General features: G+C 71.7%; 14 protein-coding genes. 10 read left to right on the plus strand and 4 right to left on the minus strand.

The window, feature by feature from the left end; all coding sequences use genetic code 11:
• Positions 1 to 213: 213 nt before the first annotated feature.
• The gene (locus tag D4739_RS10595) at positions 214 to 3,075 is read left to right on the plus strand and encodes an FG-GAP-like repeat-containing protein (RefSeq protein WP_147384883.1); all 2,862 of its coding nucleotides are present in this window, start codon (positions 214 to 216) and stop codon (positions 3,073 to 3,075) included.
• 46 nt (positions 3,076 to 3,121) lie between these two features.
• Here D4739_RS10595 and D4739_RS10600 read toward each other — a convergent pair whose 3' ends face one another.
• Positions 3,122 to 3,850, minus strand: coding sequence for a TIGR03089 family protein (locus tag D4739_RS10600; protein ID WP_120060592.1), 729 nt, complete (start codon positions 3,848 to 3,850; stop codon positions 3,122 to 3,124).
• 38 nt (positions 3,851 to 3,888) lie between these two features.
• Here D4739_RS10600 and D4739_RS10605 point away from each other — a divergent pair, with 38 nt between their 5' ends.
• Positions 3,889 to 4,971 (plus strand): mannose-1-phosphate guanylyltransferase, encoded by a 1,083-nt coding sequence (locus D4739_RS10605; protein ID WP_120060593.1) that lies wholly within the window; start codon positions 3,889 to 3,891, stop codon positions 4,969 to 4,971.
• Positions 4,972 to 4,977: 6 nt separating this feature from the next.
• Here D4739_RS10605 and D4739_RS10610 read toward each other — a convergent pair whose 3' ends face one another.
• Both D4739_RS10610 and cofD read right to left on the minus strand, forming a co-directional pair.
• Positions 4,978 to 5,736 carry a DUF3105 domain-containing protein gene (locus D4739_RS10610; protein ID WP_120060594.1) on the minus strand — a complete coding sequence of 253 codons (759 nt, stop codon included), beginning with the start codon at positions 5,734 to 5,736 and terminating at the stop codon, positions 4,978 to 4,980.
• Positions 5,737 to 5,810: 74 nt separating this feature from the next.
• A complete protein-coding gene (gene cofD, locus D4739_RS10615) occupies positions 5,811 to 6,851 on the minus strand; it encodes a 2-phospho-L-lactate transferase (RefSeq protein WP_120060595.1) in 1,041 nt (346 codons plus the stop codon).
• A gap of 182 nt (positions 6,852 to 7,033) precedes the next feature.
• Here cofD and D4739_RS10620 point away from each other — a divergent pair, with 182 nt between their 5' ends.
• From D4739_RS10620 to D4739_RS10630, 3 genes are all read left to right on the plus strand, one after another.
• Positions 7,034 to 7,291 (plus strand): WhiB family transcriptional regulator, encoded by a 258-nt coding sequence (locus D4739_RS10620; protein ID WP_120060596.1) that lies wholly within the window; start codon positions 7,034 to 7,036, stop codon positions 7,289 to 7,291.
• Between the two features lie 68 nt (positions 7,292 to 7,359).
• On the plus strand, positions 7,360 to 10,182 hold the full coding sequence (locus D4739_RS10625) for a glycosyltransferase (protein WP_120060597.1): 2,823 nt from the start codon (positions 7,360 to 7,362) through the stop codon (positions 10,180 to 10,182).
• Entirely contained in the window at positions 10,179 to 11,591 is a 1,413-nt protein-coding gene (locus D4739_RS10630) for a DUF5719 family protein (RefSeq protein WP_120060598.1), read from the plus strand. Before D4739_RS10625 ends, D4739_RS10630 begins: the two co-directional genes overlap by 4 nt.
• A gap of 5 nt (positions 11,592 to 11,596) precedes the next feature.
• Here the strand turns inward: D4739_RS10630 and D4739_RS10635 are convergent, their stop codons facing one another.
• The gene (locus D4739_RS10635) at positions 11,597 to 12,034 is read right to left on the minus strand and encodes a metallopeptidase family protein (protein WP_238473607.1); all 438 of its coding nucleotides are present in this window, start codon (positions 12,032 to 12,034) and stop codon (positions 11,597 to 11,599) included.
• 79 nt (positions 12,035 to 12,113) lie between these two features.
• Here D4739_RS10635 and D4739_RS10640 point away from each other — a divergent pair, with 79 nt between their 5' ends.
• From D4739_RS10640 to D4739_RS10660, 5 genes are read left to right on the plus strand one after another with little or no spacing between them, the layout of a single operon-like run.
• The gene (locus D4739_RS10640; protein ID WP_120060600.1) at positions 12,114 to 12,479 is read left to right on the plus strand and encodes a DUF3499 domain-containing protein; all 366 of its coding nucleotides are present in this window, start codon (positions 12,114 to 12,116) and stop codon (positions 12,477 to 12,479) included.
• 19 nt (positions 12,480 to 12,498) lie between these two features.
• Entirely contained in the window at positions 12,499 to 13,893 is a 1,395-nt protein-coding gene (locus D4739_RS10645; protein ID WP_120060601.1) for a phosphomannomutase/phosphoglucomutase, read from the plus strand.
• Positions 13,890 to 14,069, plus strand: coding sequence for a Trm112 family protein (locus D4739_RS10650; RefSeq protein ID WP_182920377.1), 180 nt, complete (start codon positions 13,890 to 13,892; stop codon positions 14,067 to 14,069). The genes D4739_RS10645 and D4739_RS10650 overlap by 4 nt, the downstream gene beginning before the upstream one ends.
• 4 nt (positions 14,070 to 14,073) lie before the next feature.
• Positions 14,074 to 15,093, plus strand: coding sequence for an SIS domain-containing protein (locus D4739_RS10655; protein ID WP_120060602.1), 1,020 nt, complete (start codon positions 14,074 to 14,076; stop codon positions 15,091 to 15,093).
• Complete coding sequence (locus D4739_RS10660) at positions 15,090 to 16,130, plus strand: DUF808 domain-containing protein (protein WP_120060603.1); 1,041 nt, start codon at positions 15,090 to 15,092, stop codon at positions 16,128 to 16,130. The genes D4739_RS10655 and D4739_RS10660 overlap by 4 nt, the downstream gene beginning before the upstream one ends.
• Positions 16,131 to 16,136 lie beyond the last annotated feature (6 nt).

Consider the following 16,136-nt stretch of genomic DNA (forward strand, 5'->3'; position numbering starts at 1 on the left):
CCAGTCACACGACGTACGACGAACGCCCCGGTCTTCTTGACCGGGGCGTTCTCGCATTCTGCCCCCACGAGGCGGGGGAGAGGCGCATCCTGTTCGGGCCGATGAATTTGACATTTCTGCGATTCGTCGGCGTGTCGACTGGAAATTACAGGTTTGTAGTTACTCACGAACTCTTCCGTTATTGGTGTGGCTGTTGTGAAACTTGGGACTCCTGTGACACTTCCCCGCACCGGAGAGCCGGAGATCATGCGCCACAACAAGGCCCGTTTCGTCACCATCTGCCAGCAGGTACTGGTCGTTGGTGCGGCCCTTGCCGTGCTCGGGCCCGCCGCCGATGTGATCTCCCTGGACGTGGTGACGCGCCCCGAGGCCGCCGTCGGGACCTACTCCGACGTTCCTGCCGGCACGGCCACTCCGAGCCCCGCTCCGGTTGCTCCCGCGGCGCCCACGCGTGTCGAGAAGGCGCCGGTCGACCCGACGGTGACCGAGGTCCCGGTCAAGCCGGTGGAGGCAGCATCGCCGCAGGCGGCTGCTTCGGACGCCGACGTCCCCCGGGGCGGACAGGTGCGAGTCAGTGCTCCCGAGGCGGTTGCCGGTTACGGCGCTGTGGGCGTGACCTGGGAAGCCGGCGCAGCTCCGGTGGAGGAGGACCAGATCACGGTCCAGGCGCGGACCCAGCAGGGTGGCACGTGGTCGGACTGGTCCGATGTGAAGTACCACGCGGAGGAGGGCCCCGACGCCCGGAGCGCGGAGGGGCGCAACGCCCGGCCCGGCACCGACCCGCTCATCGTGGGTGACGTCGACCAGGTGCAGACCCGCGTGATCACCTCCGCCGGGGTCAACGCCGACGACCTGCAGATGGCTGTCGTCGACCCGGGCCGCAGCAAGGCCACGGGCGAGGAGACGCCGGCGATCGACGGACCCGCCACGCCGTCCGAGTCGGATGCGACGACCCTCGAGACCAACCAGGGCGACATCGCCCTCCAGGCCGGCACGGTGGCCCGGCCGACCATCTACTCGCGTGCCCAGTGGGGTGCCGACGAGTCGCTGCGCCGCGCTGCCCCGTCGTACGGCACGATCACGGCCGGCTTCGTGCACCACACGGTGAACGCCAACAACTACACGGCCGAGCAGGTTCCCGGCATCATCCGGAGCATCTACGCGTACCACGTGAAGACCCGCGGCTGGAACGACATCGGCTACAACTTCCTGCTCGACCGCTTCGGCCGGGTCTGGGAAGGCCGCTACGGCGGCGTGGACCGGCCCGTCGTCGGTGCGCACACCGAGGGCTACAACTCCTACGCCTTCGCCGGCTCCGCGATCGGCAACTTCGAAGAGGTCCAGCCCACCACCGCGCTGCTCGACGCCTACGGCAAGCTCTTCGCCTGGAAGCTGTCGCTGCACGGGGTGAACGCGCAGAGCACCACCCAGAAGGTGGGCTCGCGGACGCTCCCCGCGATCAACGGGCACCGCGACGTCGGTTCGACCGCCTGCCCGGGTCGCTACCTGTACGCCCAGATCCCGACCATCCGCACGAAGGCCGCGCAGGCGCAGGCCGGCGGCACGCCGACGATGACGCCACGGGCAGGAAACCCGCGCGTCCCGAACCTGGCCGGCGACGCCTATCCCGACCTCGTGGTGCGCCGCGCTTCCGACGGCGCCGCGATGGTGGTCCCGACCGGCGGCCTGCTCTCCTTCGGTGCGCAGAAGACGCTGAGCACGGGCTGGAGCCGCTACGACGTGCACCAGGTCGTCCCGGACATGAATGGCGACGGCAGGGCCGACATGTTCGTCCGCGTGGCCAGCACGGGCACCGCGGGCATCCGTCCGGGCAACGGCGCCGGCGCGTTCGGCCGCGCGCTCAAGGCGACCACGTCCTTCATCGGCTACGACCTGATCACCCCGGTGGGGCGTTTCGACGGCAACCGGACCACGGACATGGTCGCCCGCCAGAAGTCGACCGGAAACCTGGTGCTGTTCCGGGGCGACGGCACGGGCGCCTTCAGCCGCGTGAAGATGGCAACCGGCTTCGCGAAGTACGACCGACTCGTCGCCACCGGCGACCTCACCGGTGACGGCAAGGTCGACCTGCTGGCGCGTGCTGCCGGGTCGCTCGACCGCTTCGCGGGCAACGGCGTGAGTGGTGTCGGGGCGCCTGTGCGCCTGCCGGGCACCTGGGGCACGTCGGTCCTCGCCGGGTTCGGCGACCTGACCGGCGACGGCCGCGGGGACCTGCTGCTGCGCAACAACGCCGGCAACACGTACGTCGCGCCGGGCACCGGCAAGGGTGGTTTCTCCGCCACGCTCGGACCACTGACCGGCAGCCTCGCCGGCCTCAGCTCGGTCGCCACCGCGAACATCACCGGCACGGCCGACAACGACGCCGTCGGCTTCGTCGGTGACTCGCTCGTCGTGGTCCCGCACACCGGCCGCCAGAACCTGCGACCGGCGATCGCCGCCGGCGTGAGCTTCGCGAACGCCAACCTGGTCCTCAACGTGGGCGACTGGGACGGCGACGGTCTCGGCGACGCGATCACCCGCGTGGCGAGCAGCGGTGACCTGTTCCTCTACCGCGGCCTCGGCGCCGGCCGGCTCGCAGCGGGAACCCTGGTCGACACCCGCAACTTCAATGGCGTCACGGAGCTGGCTCCGGCCGGCGACGTCAACGGCGACGGTCGCCCGGACCTGATCGCACGCAAGGCCGGCAGCGTGGTGCTGTTCCCCGGTGCCGGCCTTGCGGCGCTCGGCACCTCGGTCACGTTGCGCGAAGCGGTCACCGGCGACGGCCTGCTCAGCCTGGGCCGCTGGAACGCGGACAGCACGCTGGACCTGGCGGTCCGCAACTCCGCACCGCTGACCTGGCTCCCCAACAGCACGGACGCGCCGCGCGCCCTCGCCGGCGACCTGAGTGGCCTGGGCACCGCGATCAGTGCCGGTGACGTCACGGGCGACGGCCGGGTCGACCTGCTCGGCGTCGAGGGCAGCCGGACCTGGCTCCTCGCCGGAACCACGACGGGCTTCGCTGCCCGCCGCTACCTGGGCGTCGAGCTGGCGGCGTACGACCTGATCGGCTGATCGGCTGATCGGCTGATCGGTTGACCGGTTGACCGGCGCCGCTGGCTCAGGCCTCGCGGGCGACCAGGTGCGTGGCGGTCACGCGCTCTGAGTCGCGGAGCCGGTCCAGCCGGTCCGGGTCCTGGTCAGCGTTGCGCCACAGCACGACCGAACCACCGCCGGCGAGCGGCTGCAGCAGGACGGCGGGATCGCGGAGCGGGTTCACCGTGGTGAGCAGGCGCTCCCCGGTCCACGATCCGGCCAGCGGCAGCTCACCCCACGTCGATCCGTGGAAGAGCCGGTCCTCCGCCTCGGGAACCTCCCACGGCGTGAAGGCGTCGGGCTGGCCCCAGACCTCCACCCCGAAGTCACGTACGCCGGGTGGCAGGGCCTCGCGGAACCGGACCCCGAGCGGCAGCAACGCCGAGGCGAGCACCGGCGCCGAGCCGGCGGCGTACGACTCGAGGCGGCTCGGGATCGGGCTGGCCACCACGAGGTCCACGTCCTGCTCGTTGGTCACCTCGGCGCCGATCGTCCACGCCGCCCCGAGGAACACCGGGACGAGCCAGTGGATCGGGAGGTCGATCAGCACCCGGCTGCCGCGCTCGACGTCGAACTCCTCCGCCAGCAGCGACGCGGTCTTGGCGACCCAGTTGGCGTAGGTGGTCACCGAGAGCTCCACGCGCTCGCCGGTGGCGTCGTCGTAGAACGTGATCAGGGGCCGGCCCGGGTCGCGGCGGAGCAGGTCCGAGAGGAGCTCGGCGAAGGTCGCGGGCTGGCGGCTCGGAGGGGTCATGCGCGCAAGCGTAGGGAAGGCGTCTAGCCTTCGCTGTCATGACCTCGGTTGCGAACTTCTGGGCGGTCATTCCCGCCGGCGGAGCGGGCACGCGCCTGTGGCCCCTGTCCCGGGCCGGCGCGCCCAAGTTCCTCCACGACCTGACCGGCTCCGGTCGTTCGCTGTTGCAGGCAACGGTGGACCGGCTCGACCCGATCGCCGAGGGACGCGTCCTGGTCGTCACCGGCGCCAACCATCGCGATGCCGTCGCCGTCCAGCTGCCCGATCTCTCCGACGAGCACCTGATCGCGGAGCCCTCTCCGCGTGACTCGATGGCGGCGATCGGACTGGCAGCTGCCCTGCTCGAGCGCGAGGACCCTGACGCGGTCATGGGCTCGTTCGCCGCCGACCACGTGATCCTCGACGACGAGGCCTTTGCCGCGTGCGTGCGCGACGCGGTCGCTGCTGCTGCTGAGGGATGGCTGGTCACCCTCGGCATCACGCCGACCCACCCGGCCACCGGCTTCGGCTACATCCACGTGGGTGCCCCCATCGACGGCGTGCCTGCTCATCACGTGCTCGAGTTCGTCGAGAAGCCGTCGGTCTCCGTCGCGACGCAGTACGTCGAGTCGGGCAGCTACAGCTGGAACGCCGGCATGTTCGTCGTCAAGCCGACCGTCCTGCTGGACCTGCTCGCCGAGTCCGACCCGGACTTCGCCGCCGACCTGCGCTCGATCGCCCAGGGTGGCGCGGACGCGATGGCAGAGATCTGGCCGACGCTCCCCAAGATCGCCCTCGACCACGCCGTGGCTGAGCCCGCAGCGGCCGCGGGCCGTGTGGCGGTCGTCCCGGCCGGCTTCGACTGGGAGGACGTCGGCGACTTCGCCTCGCTCGGCGACCTGCTGGACCCCGCGGACTCGGGTGCGCTGACCGTGCTCGGCGATGAGAGCCTGATCCAGCAGTCCCAGGCCTCGGGACTGGTGATCCCGGCGTCGGGTCGCGTCATCGCCGTGATCGGCCTCGACGACATCGTCGTGGTCGACACCCCGGACGCCCTGCTGGTGACCACCCGTGAGCGCGCCCAGGACGTCAAGGCGATCGTGGCGGCCCTCCGTGAGGCGGGCCGCACCGACCTCGTCTGACCGGCATCAGCCGGCGGTCGGCTCCGGGCTGTTGAGGTACGGGTACGTCGCCATGAAGTCCTTCAGGGCGGCACCGGAGACTCCGGAGCAGTAGGTCCACACGCCTGCGGAGTCGGTCACCTTGGCGGCGGCCGCGATCTTCGCGTCTTCCTCGGCCGCGGTCTTGGCCCAGTGGCTGAACGCGACGTGCTGGCCCTTCGGGAACGCCTTGCCGTCGGCCTTCAGCCACGGAACGGCCTTGAACTTCATGCGGTAGTCGTCCTCGCCCTGCAGCTTGTCGGCGATCGCGCGCAGCTCGCGCATCTGGTCCTTGTCGTCGGCGATGGTCTCGTCGTACCAGAGGATCGTGTAGCCGTGCTCGAGGTTGTGGACCAGCATCTCGACGCGCGGGCGGTCCTTCTCCGTGTACAGCTTGCGCGTGATGGAGTCGGGCGCGACCTCGTGCTGCCCGAACGCGGGAGGCGTGTCGGCGTACTTCACCTCGACGCCGGGCTGGACGTGGTCCTGGACGCCCGTGGCGGCCTTGATCACGCGCGGCTGGCAGGCCTTGGCGCCCTCGCCGATCTGGGCGAGCGACTTGTCGGAGAGCGAGCGCAGCGCCCACCAGTCGGTGACCGGCTTGAACGCAGCGATGCCGATGATCACGGCGGCAACCAGGACGCAGACACCGACGATGATCCGGCCCTGGCGCTGGTCGGCGCGCTTCTGGTCGCGACGGATCTTGTCGACGGCATTGCGCCGGTCGGACTTGTTGGAACTGGCCACGGGAGCAGGCTCTCTTCGTCAGGCGGTCAGGACGGCGTGGGGGAGTCTACGGAGTCGAGGGTGGGACCGGGGTCTCAGCCCACCAGCTCGATCGCTGCGGTCGCCATCGTGGCGGTCGCCGCGTGGTCGGTCATCAGCAGCGGCACGGCGCGGCACGCCATGCCGAGCGCCTCGACCTCCGCCACCACGGCCGCGTCGGTCGAGTCGACCAGCCAGCCGTCGAGTACGCCGCCGGCCGAGCGCGCGGCGTACAGCTTCGCGACCCCGGCGGCCGAGACCTCGACCCCGGTCGCGGTCATCAGCTGCTCGCCCATGGACCCGGTGCTGGCCCCCGCGTTGGCGCTGCCCACGAACCGGTCGCCAATGACAGGGGAGACACCGACGACCTTCGCGCTCGTCGCCCGCAGCGCGTCGACGATGCCGGGCACGCCGAGGATCGGGCCGAGCGACACGATCGGGTTGGACGGCGGCAGGATCACGAGGTCCGCCTCCGCGATCGCCGCGAGGACGCCCGGCGCGGGGACGCTCTCGTCCAGACCGATGACGGCGACGGCCTCCGCGGGCACCTCGGCGTGCAGCCGGACGAAGTACTCCTGGACGTGCACCACGCGGCGACCCGACGGCGCGTCGGGATCGGCGATCGCGACATGCGTCTCGACACGGTCGTCGGACATGGGGACCAGTCGCACCGTGTCGCCGTACGCCGGCGAGAGCCAGCGCTTGCAGAGCGCTGCGGTGATCTGCGACAGCGGATAGCCCGCCTCGAGCATCTGGGTGCGCACCAGGTGGGTGGCGATCTCGCGGTCGCCGAGGGTGAACCAGGTCGGCTCCACGCCATATGCCGCGAGCTCCTCCTGGGCACTGCGGGTCTCGTTGCGCCTGCCCGACCCGTGCTCGGGGTCGATGCCGTCACCGAGGGTGTACATCACCGCGTCGAGGTCGGGGGAGATCTTGAGACCGTGCATCCAGACGTCGTCGGCGGTGTTCGCGACGATCGTCACACGCGCGGTGGGGGAGACGAGGCCGCTGTGGATCCCGTGCAGGAGTCCCTGCAAGAATCGTGCTCCGCCCGTGCCGCCGGACAGGACCGTGATCGCGTTCAACTGGCTTTCCATGGTGCACAGCCTGCCTGATGCAGGCGATCTGTCCGATCCGTGTGCGTATAGCAGATACGGGCTTGACTTCCCGGGTATGACAGGCATGTAATTCCCATAGTGTTCTTCACACGGGGAAGTCGTGAAGGGCACCGGCCGGGACACATCGTGACCCGGTGATCAGGGTCGAAAGGGGAGTTCCTATGCGTGAGCTGTACCTGCTCGAGAGCGACGTAGAAGAAATCGGTTGGCAGGAGCGTGCACTGTGCGCCCAGACCGACCCGGAGGCCTTCTTCCCGGAGAAGGGCGGCTCCACCCGTGAGGCGAAGAAGGTCTGCCACACGTGTGAGGTGCGCGACGACTGCCTGGAGTACGCGTTGATGAACGATGAGCGCTTCGGGATCTGGGGCGGTCTGTCGGAGCGTGAGCGTCGCAAGCTGAAGAAGCTCGCGGTCGGATGAGCCCTGACCCGGGCTGATCCGGCTGGAGCGGTAGGGACACGACCGAGGGGCAGTTAGGGTTTCCCCTCGTGACAGTCACTGCCCTGCTCGTCAGCCATGACGGTGCGCGCTGGTTGCAGGCGGTCCTCGACGGACTTCGGAGTCAGCTGCACCGCCCGGACCGCGTCCTCGCGGTCGACACCGGCAGCAGTGATGAGTCAGTCGGCCTGCTGACCGCTGCGTTGGGGGCCGGCGCTGTCCGGTCACACGCGGGTTCCTTCCCGGAGGCAGTGGCCTCCGCACTGGACGAGATCGACACCGACTGGGTGTGGATCCTCCACGACGACTCGAACCCGGCGCCCGAGGCGCTGGGTGTCCTCCTGGCCGCCGCCCGCGAGCGCGGCGCGGCCGTCGTCGGACCGAAGCTGCGGGAGTGGCCCTCCCTGCGGCGCCTCCTCGAGGTGGGCGTGACCATCTCCGCCACCGGCCGCCGCGAGACCGGCCTCGAGCGCGGCGAGTACGACCAGGGCCAGCACGACGCGGTCCGCGAGGTGCTCGCGGTCAACACCGCCGGCATGCTGGTGCGCCGCGACGCACTGCTCGCGGTCGGCGGCTTCGACCCGGCCCTGCCGCTCTACGGCAACGACATCGACTTCGGCTGGCGGATCGCACGCGCCGGCCTCCGCACGATCGTGGCGCCCGAGGCCGTGGTCTTCCACGCCGAGGCCGCCCACCGCGGCGTACGCCGCAGCGCGCTGTCAGGCCGCCGCACCCGCACGCACCGTTACGAGCGCGAGGCGGCGCTCTACACACTGCTGGCCAACACGGAGGGGCGCTGGGCCTGGCTCCAGGGGCTCCGTCTCGTGGTCGGGACCCTGCTGCGCAGCATCGGCTTCCTGCTGGCCCGCCAGCCCGGCCACGCCGGCGACGAGCTCGCCGCGCTGGTGGGTCTGATGGGAGACCTCGGCGCGATCCGCGAGGCCCGTCGCCAGCGCGCCCAGCTCACCGGCGGAGACCCCGCACGCGTACGCCGCCTGCTCGCGCCGTGGTGGTTGCCCTACCGGCACGGCCTGGACGTCCTCGGTGACTTCGCCAACGCCCTGGCCATCCAGGGGCGCGAGGCGGCTGAGCGGCGCAAGGAGGCTCGCGCCGCGCGGCTCGGGCTGCCCGAGCGCCCGGTCGAGGAGGACGAGCTCGAGGACGACACCGGCCTGCTCGCCCGCTACCTGACCAGCCCGCTCGCACTGAGCCTGACCGCGCTCGCCGTGCTGGGCCTCTGGGCGGCCCGCGCGGCACTCGGTCCGCTCGCTGGCGGAGCGCTCTCGCCCGCGCCCTCCGAGGCGTCCGACTGGTGGGGCCTGGTCGCTCACGGGTGGCACCAGCTCGGCCAGGGCACCGACGCTCCGGCACCTGGCTACCTGCTTCCCTTCGCTGCCGTGGCCTCGCTGCTCGGCTCGCCGACCCTCGTCATCTCGCTGCTGTTCCTGCTGGCGGTCCCGTTCGCGGGCTGGGGAGCCTGGCGCTTCCTGCGCGCTGTCGCCGAGCTGGCCACCGGCCGCTCCGACGCGCCGGCCGTCTGCTGGGGCGCCCTCGCGTTCGCCGCGATCCCCGTCGCCAGCGGTGCGTGGGGCCAGGGCCGGTTCGGTGTCGTCGCCTCCGCTGCTCTGCTCCCGTGGCTCGCCCATGCGGTGACCGGCCTCTTCGAGACCTCCGCCGACCGACGGTGGCGTGCCGCCTGGCGTGGTGGCGCGCTGCTCACCCTCGTCACCGCGTTCACGCCGGCCGCGTGGCTCGTCGCGGTGCTCGGTGTGCTGGTGCTCCTCGGCCTCGGCCTGCTGCTCGCGCCCACCGTCGTCCGTGCCGCATCCGTCTGGGCTCCGCTGGTCGTCGTCCTCGTCGTGCCGGCGGTGCTGATGCTTCCCGGCGCTGTCGGGATGGTCGGGCACGACCCCGCTGCGCTCTTCCTGGAGGCCGGGCGGCTGGCGCCGACCCCGGGTCCCTGGGACCTCATGTCCGGCCGGCTGGGTGGCATCGGCGCACCGCACTGGTTCGGCGCGCTGCTGATCATCCCCGGTGTGGTCGCGCTGCTGCGTTCGCGCACGCAGGTGCCCGTACTGGCCTGCTGGATCCTGATCGCGGTCGCTGCCGTCGTTGCCGCGGTGCTCAGCCGCGTCACGGTCGAGCTGCCGGCCGGCCCGGTCCGCCCGGGCCTCGGTTTCCTCGTCGTCGTCATCCAGGGCGCCCTGGTCACCGCTGCGGTCGTCGCCGCACAGGGACTGCGCCCCACGCTCGAGCGGCGCTCGCTCTCCTGGCAGCAGGTCGCCGGCGTGGGCGCTCTCGTTGCCGCGGTCCTGGTCCCTCTCGGAGGCCTCGGCTGGTGGGTCGTCTCCGGTGATGACGAGCTGCACCGTCCGCAGGCGTCCGACGTCCCGGCGTACATGATCCAGGCGGCCGAGGACGGCCTCGGCCACGGCGTGCTGCTGATCCGCGGCGACGTGCCCCGCGGGCTGACCTGGGAGGTTCACCGTGGCGACGGAGTCACCCTCGGTGAGGACGAGGTCCTCGCGCTGACCGGCCCCGACGCGCGTGTCGACAAGGCCGTCGCCGACCTCGTCTCCCGCCCGACCCCCGAGGTGCTCGCGACGCTGACCCGGGAGGGCATCGACTACGTCCTCCTGCCGGCTCCGGCGTCGACCCAGGTCGCCGCCACGCTCGACGCGGCCGATGGCCTGGCGCAGGCGAGCGCCACCGACCGGCGTACCCGGGCCTGGCAGCTCACGGAAGTCGCCAGCGGCGACGCCATCGCCAGGTCGGGGCCGACCTGGCACGGCGTGCTCGTGGCGCTTCAGCTGCTCGCCGTGCTGGTCGTCGCCGTGCTCTGTGGTCCCACCCGACGCGAGGAGGACGCATGAGCGGCCAGCTGCCCGGTCGCCTTCCCGGCCGTCGGATCGCTGATCGGGCCGTCAGGAAGCTCGGTCCCGGCGTGATCATCGCGGTCGCCGCGCCCCTCGTCACGACGGTGGCGCTGCTCGCCCAGGCGCCCGCGGACACGCAGGTCGACACGGCGACCCACGCCCCGACCCGGCACCCGCTGTCGGCCGTCGACCTCATCTGCCCGCCGTCGTCCCACGGTCCGGTGACGCTCGGTTCGGTCCGCCCGGACACGGAGGAGCCCGAGGGTTCGCTGACCTGGCGCGTTCCCGGTTCGGACGCCCGCACAACGGTGGCCCTCGCGGCCGGCGGCACGGCCCAGCTTCCCGACGGGCATGCCCTCCTCCTGCACGGTGACGGTGCCGAGGCGCGTGGCCTCTTCGGCGCGCGGTTCAGCAGCGGCCGTCCCGCTGCAGCAGAGTGCGCGTCGCCCGCTGGAGTCCGCTGGTTCGTCGGCGCCGGCTCAGGGGCCGCGCACCTCTCGACGCTCACGCTGGCCAACCCCGACGGAGGCCCCGCGGTCGCCGACGTCACGATCTGGAGCGTGGACGGCAAGCTCGAGCAGATCGAGTCGCGCGGCCTGACCATCCCGGGCGGGCACGTCTCGACGCTGCCGCTCGAGCGGTTGGCCCCCAACGCGGACGAGCTCGCGGTCCGCGTCGTCGTCGCACGCGGCCGGCTCTCGTCCATGCTCCGTGACGAGTACGGCGATGTCGGCGGCCCGGTGCGCACCGACGGACTCCCGGCCTCGGCGACGCCGGCGCGCACCCAGCTGGTTCCTGCGCTCACGCGCAAGGCGTCCTCGCGGGTCCTCACCCTCGTGAACCCGAGCAGCCACGAGGCCCGGGTCAAGCTGCAGCTCGTCGGGGCGAGGAGCACCTTCACGCCCACCGGGCTGGAGGAGATCCGCGTGCCTGCGGGCCGGGTCGTCGTCACGGACCTGACCAAGGCCCTCAGCTCCGTCATCGCGGAGGAGGACGTCGCGCTCCGGCTGGAGTCGACGTCTCCGGTGACCGCCGGGCTGCGCGAGATCGTGGCGGGCGACCTCCTCCACCACCCTGCCGTTGCCCTGGGCAACGGCTCGACCGCGTCCGTCCTGCCCGCGGCCGGCACGCGTTCGGTCGTGGTCTCCGCGGGCGCGACCGCAGGCCAGGTCACGTTGACCTGGCCGGGTTCGAGCGCGGCAGCGACCGTTGTGCGCCTGGCACCGGGCACGAGCCAGGCGTTCGAGGTGCCGAAGGGCGCGACCACGGTCGTGGTGTCGTCGAAGGTCGACTACGTCGCCGCGGTGCGCGTGCAGTCGGGCGACGGTGCCACGGTGATCCCGCTCCGGCCGCTGCTGTCGGACCTGCTGGTGCCCTCGGTGCGACCGGCCTGGCCGCCGCGCTAGCTCGCTCAGTCGCCCTGGTAGCGCGGGTCGACGTCGTCAGCGTCGATGCCGAGCAGGTCGGCGATCTGCTCGACGATCAGCGTGAGCACGAGCGCCTCGAGCTCCTCGCGCCCGGTCGCGCGATGCTCGATCGGCCGCCGGAAGAGCACCATGCGGTGGGGGCGATCCGGGGTGCCGCGCACCAGCGAGGACAAGGGAGCGGCCTGCTCGCCCCAGTCCTCGGGCAGCAGCGGCGTGTCCTCGACGGCGTACTCGACCGGGCCGAGCTCCTTGGTCCAGCGACGCTCGACCTCGGTGCCGATGGCGAGCACGATCTCGTCGAAGCGCTCCCGCCGGGTCGGTCGTGGCGGCAACGAGCGGACGCCTCCGAGCGAGGGGGGATAGACGGCCGGGCCACGCATGCCACGGCCCCGGCGGTCCCGGACACGACCTCGCGAACTCACGGCCCAACCCTATGACACCGGGCCATGACACGGGCGAGCCTCAACGGGTCTGTGCAGAACGGGCGGTAGCGTCTGCCTCGTGAGTCCTGTCCGTCGTTGTTCGCGCACTGCGTGTGGCCGCCCTGCGGTCATGACGCTGACGTACGTGTACGCCGACCAGACCGCGGTCGTGGGCCCGCTCGCGACCTACGCCGAGCCGCACGCCTACGACCTGTGCGAGGTCCACAGCGAGCGCCTCTCCGCGCCGCGTGGCTGGGAGGTGCTGCGTCTGGCAGCCGACCCGAGCATGGCGGGGCCCTCCGGTGACGACCTGCTGGCACTCGCGGATGCCGTGCGCGAGGCGGCCCGCCCGATCGTGCCGGCGCCAGTGGCGCCGCGTCCTGTGGAGGGTGGTCGCGAGACCGGTCGACGAGGACATCTCAGGGTGCTCACCAGCTCCGACTGACTGGCTATAGGCTCCAGCCATGTCCGCGACGCTCTCTCCGGAGAACCTTCACGCCATCTTCAAGGCCTACGACGTCCGCGGTCTCGTGGGCAGCCAGCTCGACGAGGTCCTCACCCGGCGCATCGGCGCAGCGTTCGTGCAGGTGCTGGGAGTGGACAAGGTGGTCGTCGGCTATGACATGCGGCCCTCCTCGCCCGGCATGGCGGGTGCCTTCGCCGACGGTGCCGCGCAGGCAGGCGCCGACGTCGTCCTGATCGGCCTGGCCTCGACCGACCAGCTCTACTTCGCTGCCGGGCACCTGGAGATGGCCGGCGCGATGTTCACCGCCAGCCACAACCCAGCGGCGTACAACGGCATCAAGCTCTGCAAGGCAGGCGCGGCCCCGGTCGGCATGGAGTCGGGCCTCAAGGAGATCCGCGACCTGGTGCTGAGCGGTTTCGAGCCGGCCGCCGGCATGGGCGGGCGCGTGGGCGAGATCAGCAGCCACGACGTCCTCGAGGCCTACGCGGCGCACCTCCTCTCGCTCGCCCCGGTCGCCGGCCGCCCGCTCAAGGTTGTCGCCGACGCCGGCAACGGCATGGCCGGTCTCACTGCACCCGCCGTCTTCGAGCGCCTCGGTGCGGGCAGCAAGGGGCAGATCGAGCTGATCCCGATGTACTTCGAGCTCGACGGCACCTTCCCCAACCACGAGGCCAACCCGATCGAGCCGGACAACCTCGTCGACCTGCAGAAGCGGGTGCTGTCCGAGGGCGCCGACATCGGCCTGGCCTTCGACGGCGACGCCGACCGCTGCTTCCTCGTCGACGAGCGGGGAGCACTCGTCTCCCCGTCGACGCTGACCGCGCTGATCGCGGCCCGCGAGCTGCTGCGCGTCCCCGGGTCCACCATCATCCACAACCTGATCACGTCGCGCGCCGTGCCGGAGATCGTCACCGAGCTCGGCGGCACCCCGGTCCGCACCCGGGTGGGCCACTCCTTCATCAAGGCCACGATGGCCGAGACCGACGCCATCTTCGGCGGCGAGCACAGCGGCCACTTCTACTTCCGCGACTTCTGGCGCGCCGATTCGGGCATGCTCGCCGCGCTCCACGCGCTGGCGGCACTCGCCGAGTCCGGAGGCACTCTCTCGGAGCTGCTCGCGGAGTACGACCGCTACCCGATGTCCGGAGAGATCAACTCGACGGTCGCCGATCAGGCGGCCGTGATCGCGGAGCTCAAGGCGACCTATGCCGACCAGCCGGGCGTGACCATCGACGAGCTCGACGGCATGACCGTCGCGCACACCGACTGGTGGTTCAACGTCCGCGCATCCAACACCGAGCCGCTGCTGCGCCTCAACGCCGAAGGCAAGGACGAGCCCACGATGACCGCCATCCGCGACGCCGTTCTCGCCGTGATCAGGAGTGACCGATGACCCCGCCACTGAACCTCGACCCGCGTCTGCTGGACATCGTCCGCTGCCCCGACTGCCGGGGCCTGCTCGCGCCCGCGGCCGAGGAGCTGGTCTGCCAGGGCTGCGGTCTTGCCTACCCCGTGCGCGACGACATTCCTGTCCTCCTGGTCGACGAGGCCCGGCAGAGTCGAGGCTGACCCGATGGACGAGTTCGACGAGTCCCTGCTCGACGACCCCGACGTCCTTGCGCGAGCGGACGTCCGGCTGCGTGAGCTCGCCGAGTCCGGTGCCCGCGTACGCCGCGAGGCCGGGCTGGCTGCCGAGGCGATCGACGCTGCCGTCGCCGAGAGCGGCGACGCGCGTCCGCGCGCGGTGATCGCTGCGGGTCCCGACTCGCGACTGCTCCGTGCGGTCCTCGAGCCGTGGTGCCCGGTGCCGTTCGTGGCCTGGCCGGGTCCTGCCCTCCCGGGTTGGGCCGGGAGCCTCGATCTCGTCGTGATGCTGGCACCGCAGGGCTCCGACCCTGCTGCCGCGTCCGCTGTCGCCGAGGCAGTCCGCCGCGGCTGCCAGGTCGTCGTCGCGTGCGCGCCCGGGTCGATGGTGGCCGAGCACGCCGAGGGCCGCTGGAGCTACCTGCTGCCGACCACGGCCGGCGACCAGCTCGCCACCGCGGTCCTCATGCTCGACTACCTGCACCGGATCGGACTCGGGCCGGCCTGCGACGCCGAGGAGGTGGCCCGGTCGCTCGACCAGGTGGCCCTCGACTCCTCGCCGCACAGCGACCTGTCGTCCAACCCGGCCAAGGAGCTGGCGATCGCCCTCGCCGACGCCACGCCCGTGGTCTGGGGCGGCTCCGTGCTGGCCGCCCGTGCCGCCCGCCGGATCGCCGAGCAGCTGCGCCGGTCGTCGGGTCGCACCGCGCTCGCCGGCGATGCCGAGCACCTGCTGCCGGTCCTGGAGGCGGCCCGTCCGCGTGACGTGTTCGCCGACCCGTTCGACGGCGCTGTCGACACCCGCCCGCTCCTGCTGATCCTCGATGACGGCGCAGAAGACCCGGTCGTTCGGGAGCAGCGAGGTCGCCTGCAGGCGGCCGCCGCGCGCGCCGGCGTACGGGTGGAGACATTGACCAGTGACGCCGGCAGCGAGGTGGCGCGCTATGCGTCGTTGCTCCTCGCCGGCACGTACGCCGCGGAGTTCCTGCGGCTCGGGAGGACCTCATGAGTGCCGGTCTGTTCGGACTCCTCGACGACGTGGCCGCGCTGGCCCGTCTGGCAGCCGCATCGGTGGACGACGTGAGCGCTGCCGCGGGCCGCGCGACCGCCAAGGCCGCTGGCGTGGTGGTCGACGACACGGCCGTCACCCCGCAGTACGTCCACGGCGTCGCGGCGCAGCGTGAGCTCCCGATCATCAAGAAGATCGCGGTCGGCTCGCTGCGCAACAAGATCTTCTTCATCCTCCCCGCCCTCCTGGTGCTCAGCCAGTTCGCCGAGTGGGCTCTCACCCCGATCCTGATGATCGGCGGCACCTACCTGGCGTTCGAGGGAGCCGAGAAGGTCTGGGAGCGGATCCGGGGTCACGACGACCACGTCGCTGACCTGCCCGCTGCCGCGCCCCACGCCCACGTGGACGAGGCAGAGGACGAGCGCACGCTGATTGCCGGCGCCGTCCGCACCGACTTCATCCTGTCCGCCGAGATCATGGTGATCGCGCTCAACGAGATCGCTGCCGAGGGCTTCGTCTCCCGGCTGGTGATCCTCGCGGTCGTCGCGGTCTTCATCACCATCGCGGTCTACGGCGTGGTGGCCCTGATCGTGAAGATGGATGACGTCGGCCTGCACCTCGCGGGGCGCAGCTCGCGGGCCTCGCAGAAGATCGGTCTCGGACTCGTCGCCGGCATGCCCAAGCTGCTCGCGGTGATCTCCACGGTCGGCGTCGTGGCCATGCTCTGGGTCGGTGGCCACATCCTGATGGTCGGCGCCGACGAGCTCGGCTTCCACGCGCCGTACGAACTGGTCCACCACCTCGAGCACGAGGTCGAGGTGGCCCTGCACGGTGCGGGCGCTCTCGCCGGTCTGGCCGCCTGGCTGGTCAACACGATCGCCTCCGCGATCATCGGCCTGATCGTCGGCGCGGTGGTGGTTGCGGTGATGCACGTCCTGCCGATCAGCCACGGTGCGCACGAGGGTGCCGGCAAGACGGCGCCCGAAGACGCAGCGGAAGACGCATCGGGCGACGCCCCCGAAGTCGCGCAGGATTGATCGCTC

It is taken from the genome of Nocardioides cavernaquae, assembly GCF_003600895.1.
Lineage (GTDB): Bacteria > Actinomycetota > Actinomycetes > Propionibacteriales > Nocardioidaceae > Nocardioides > Nocardioides cavernaquae.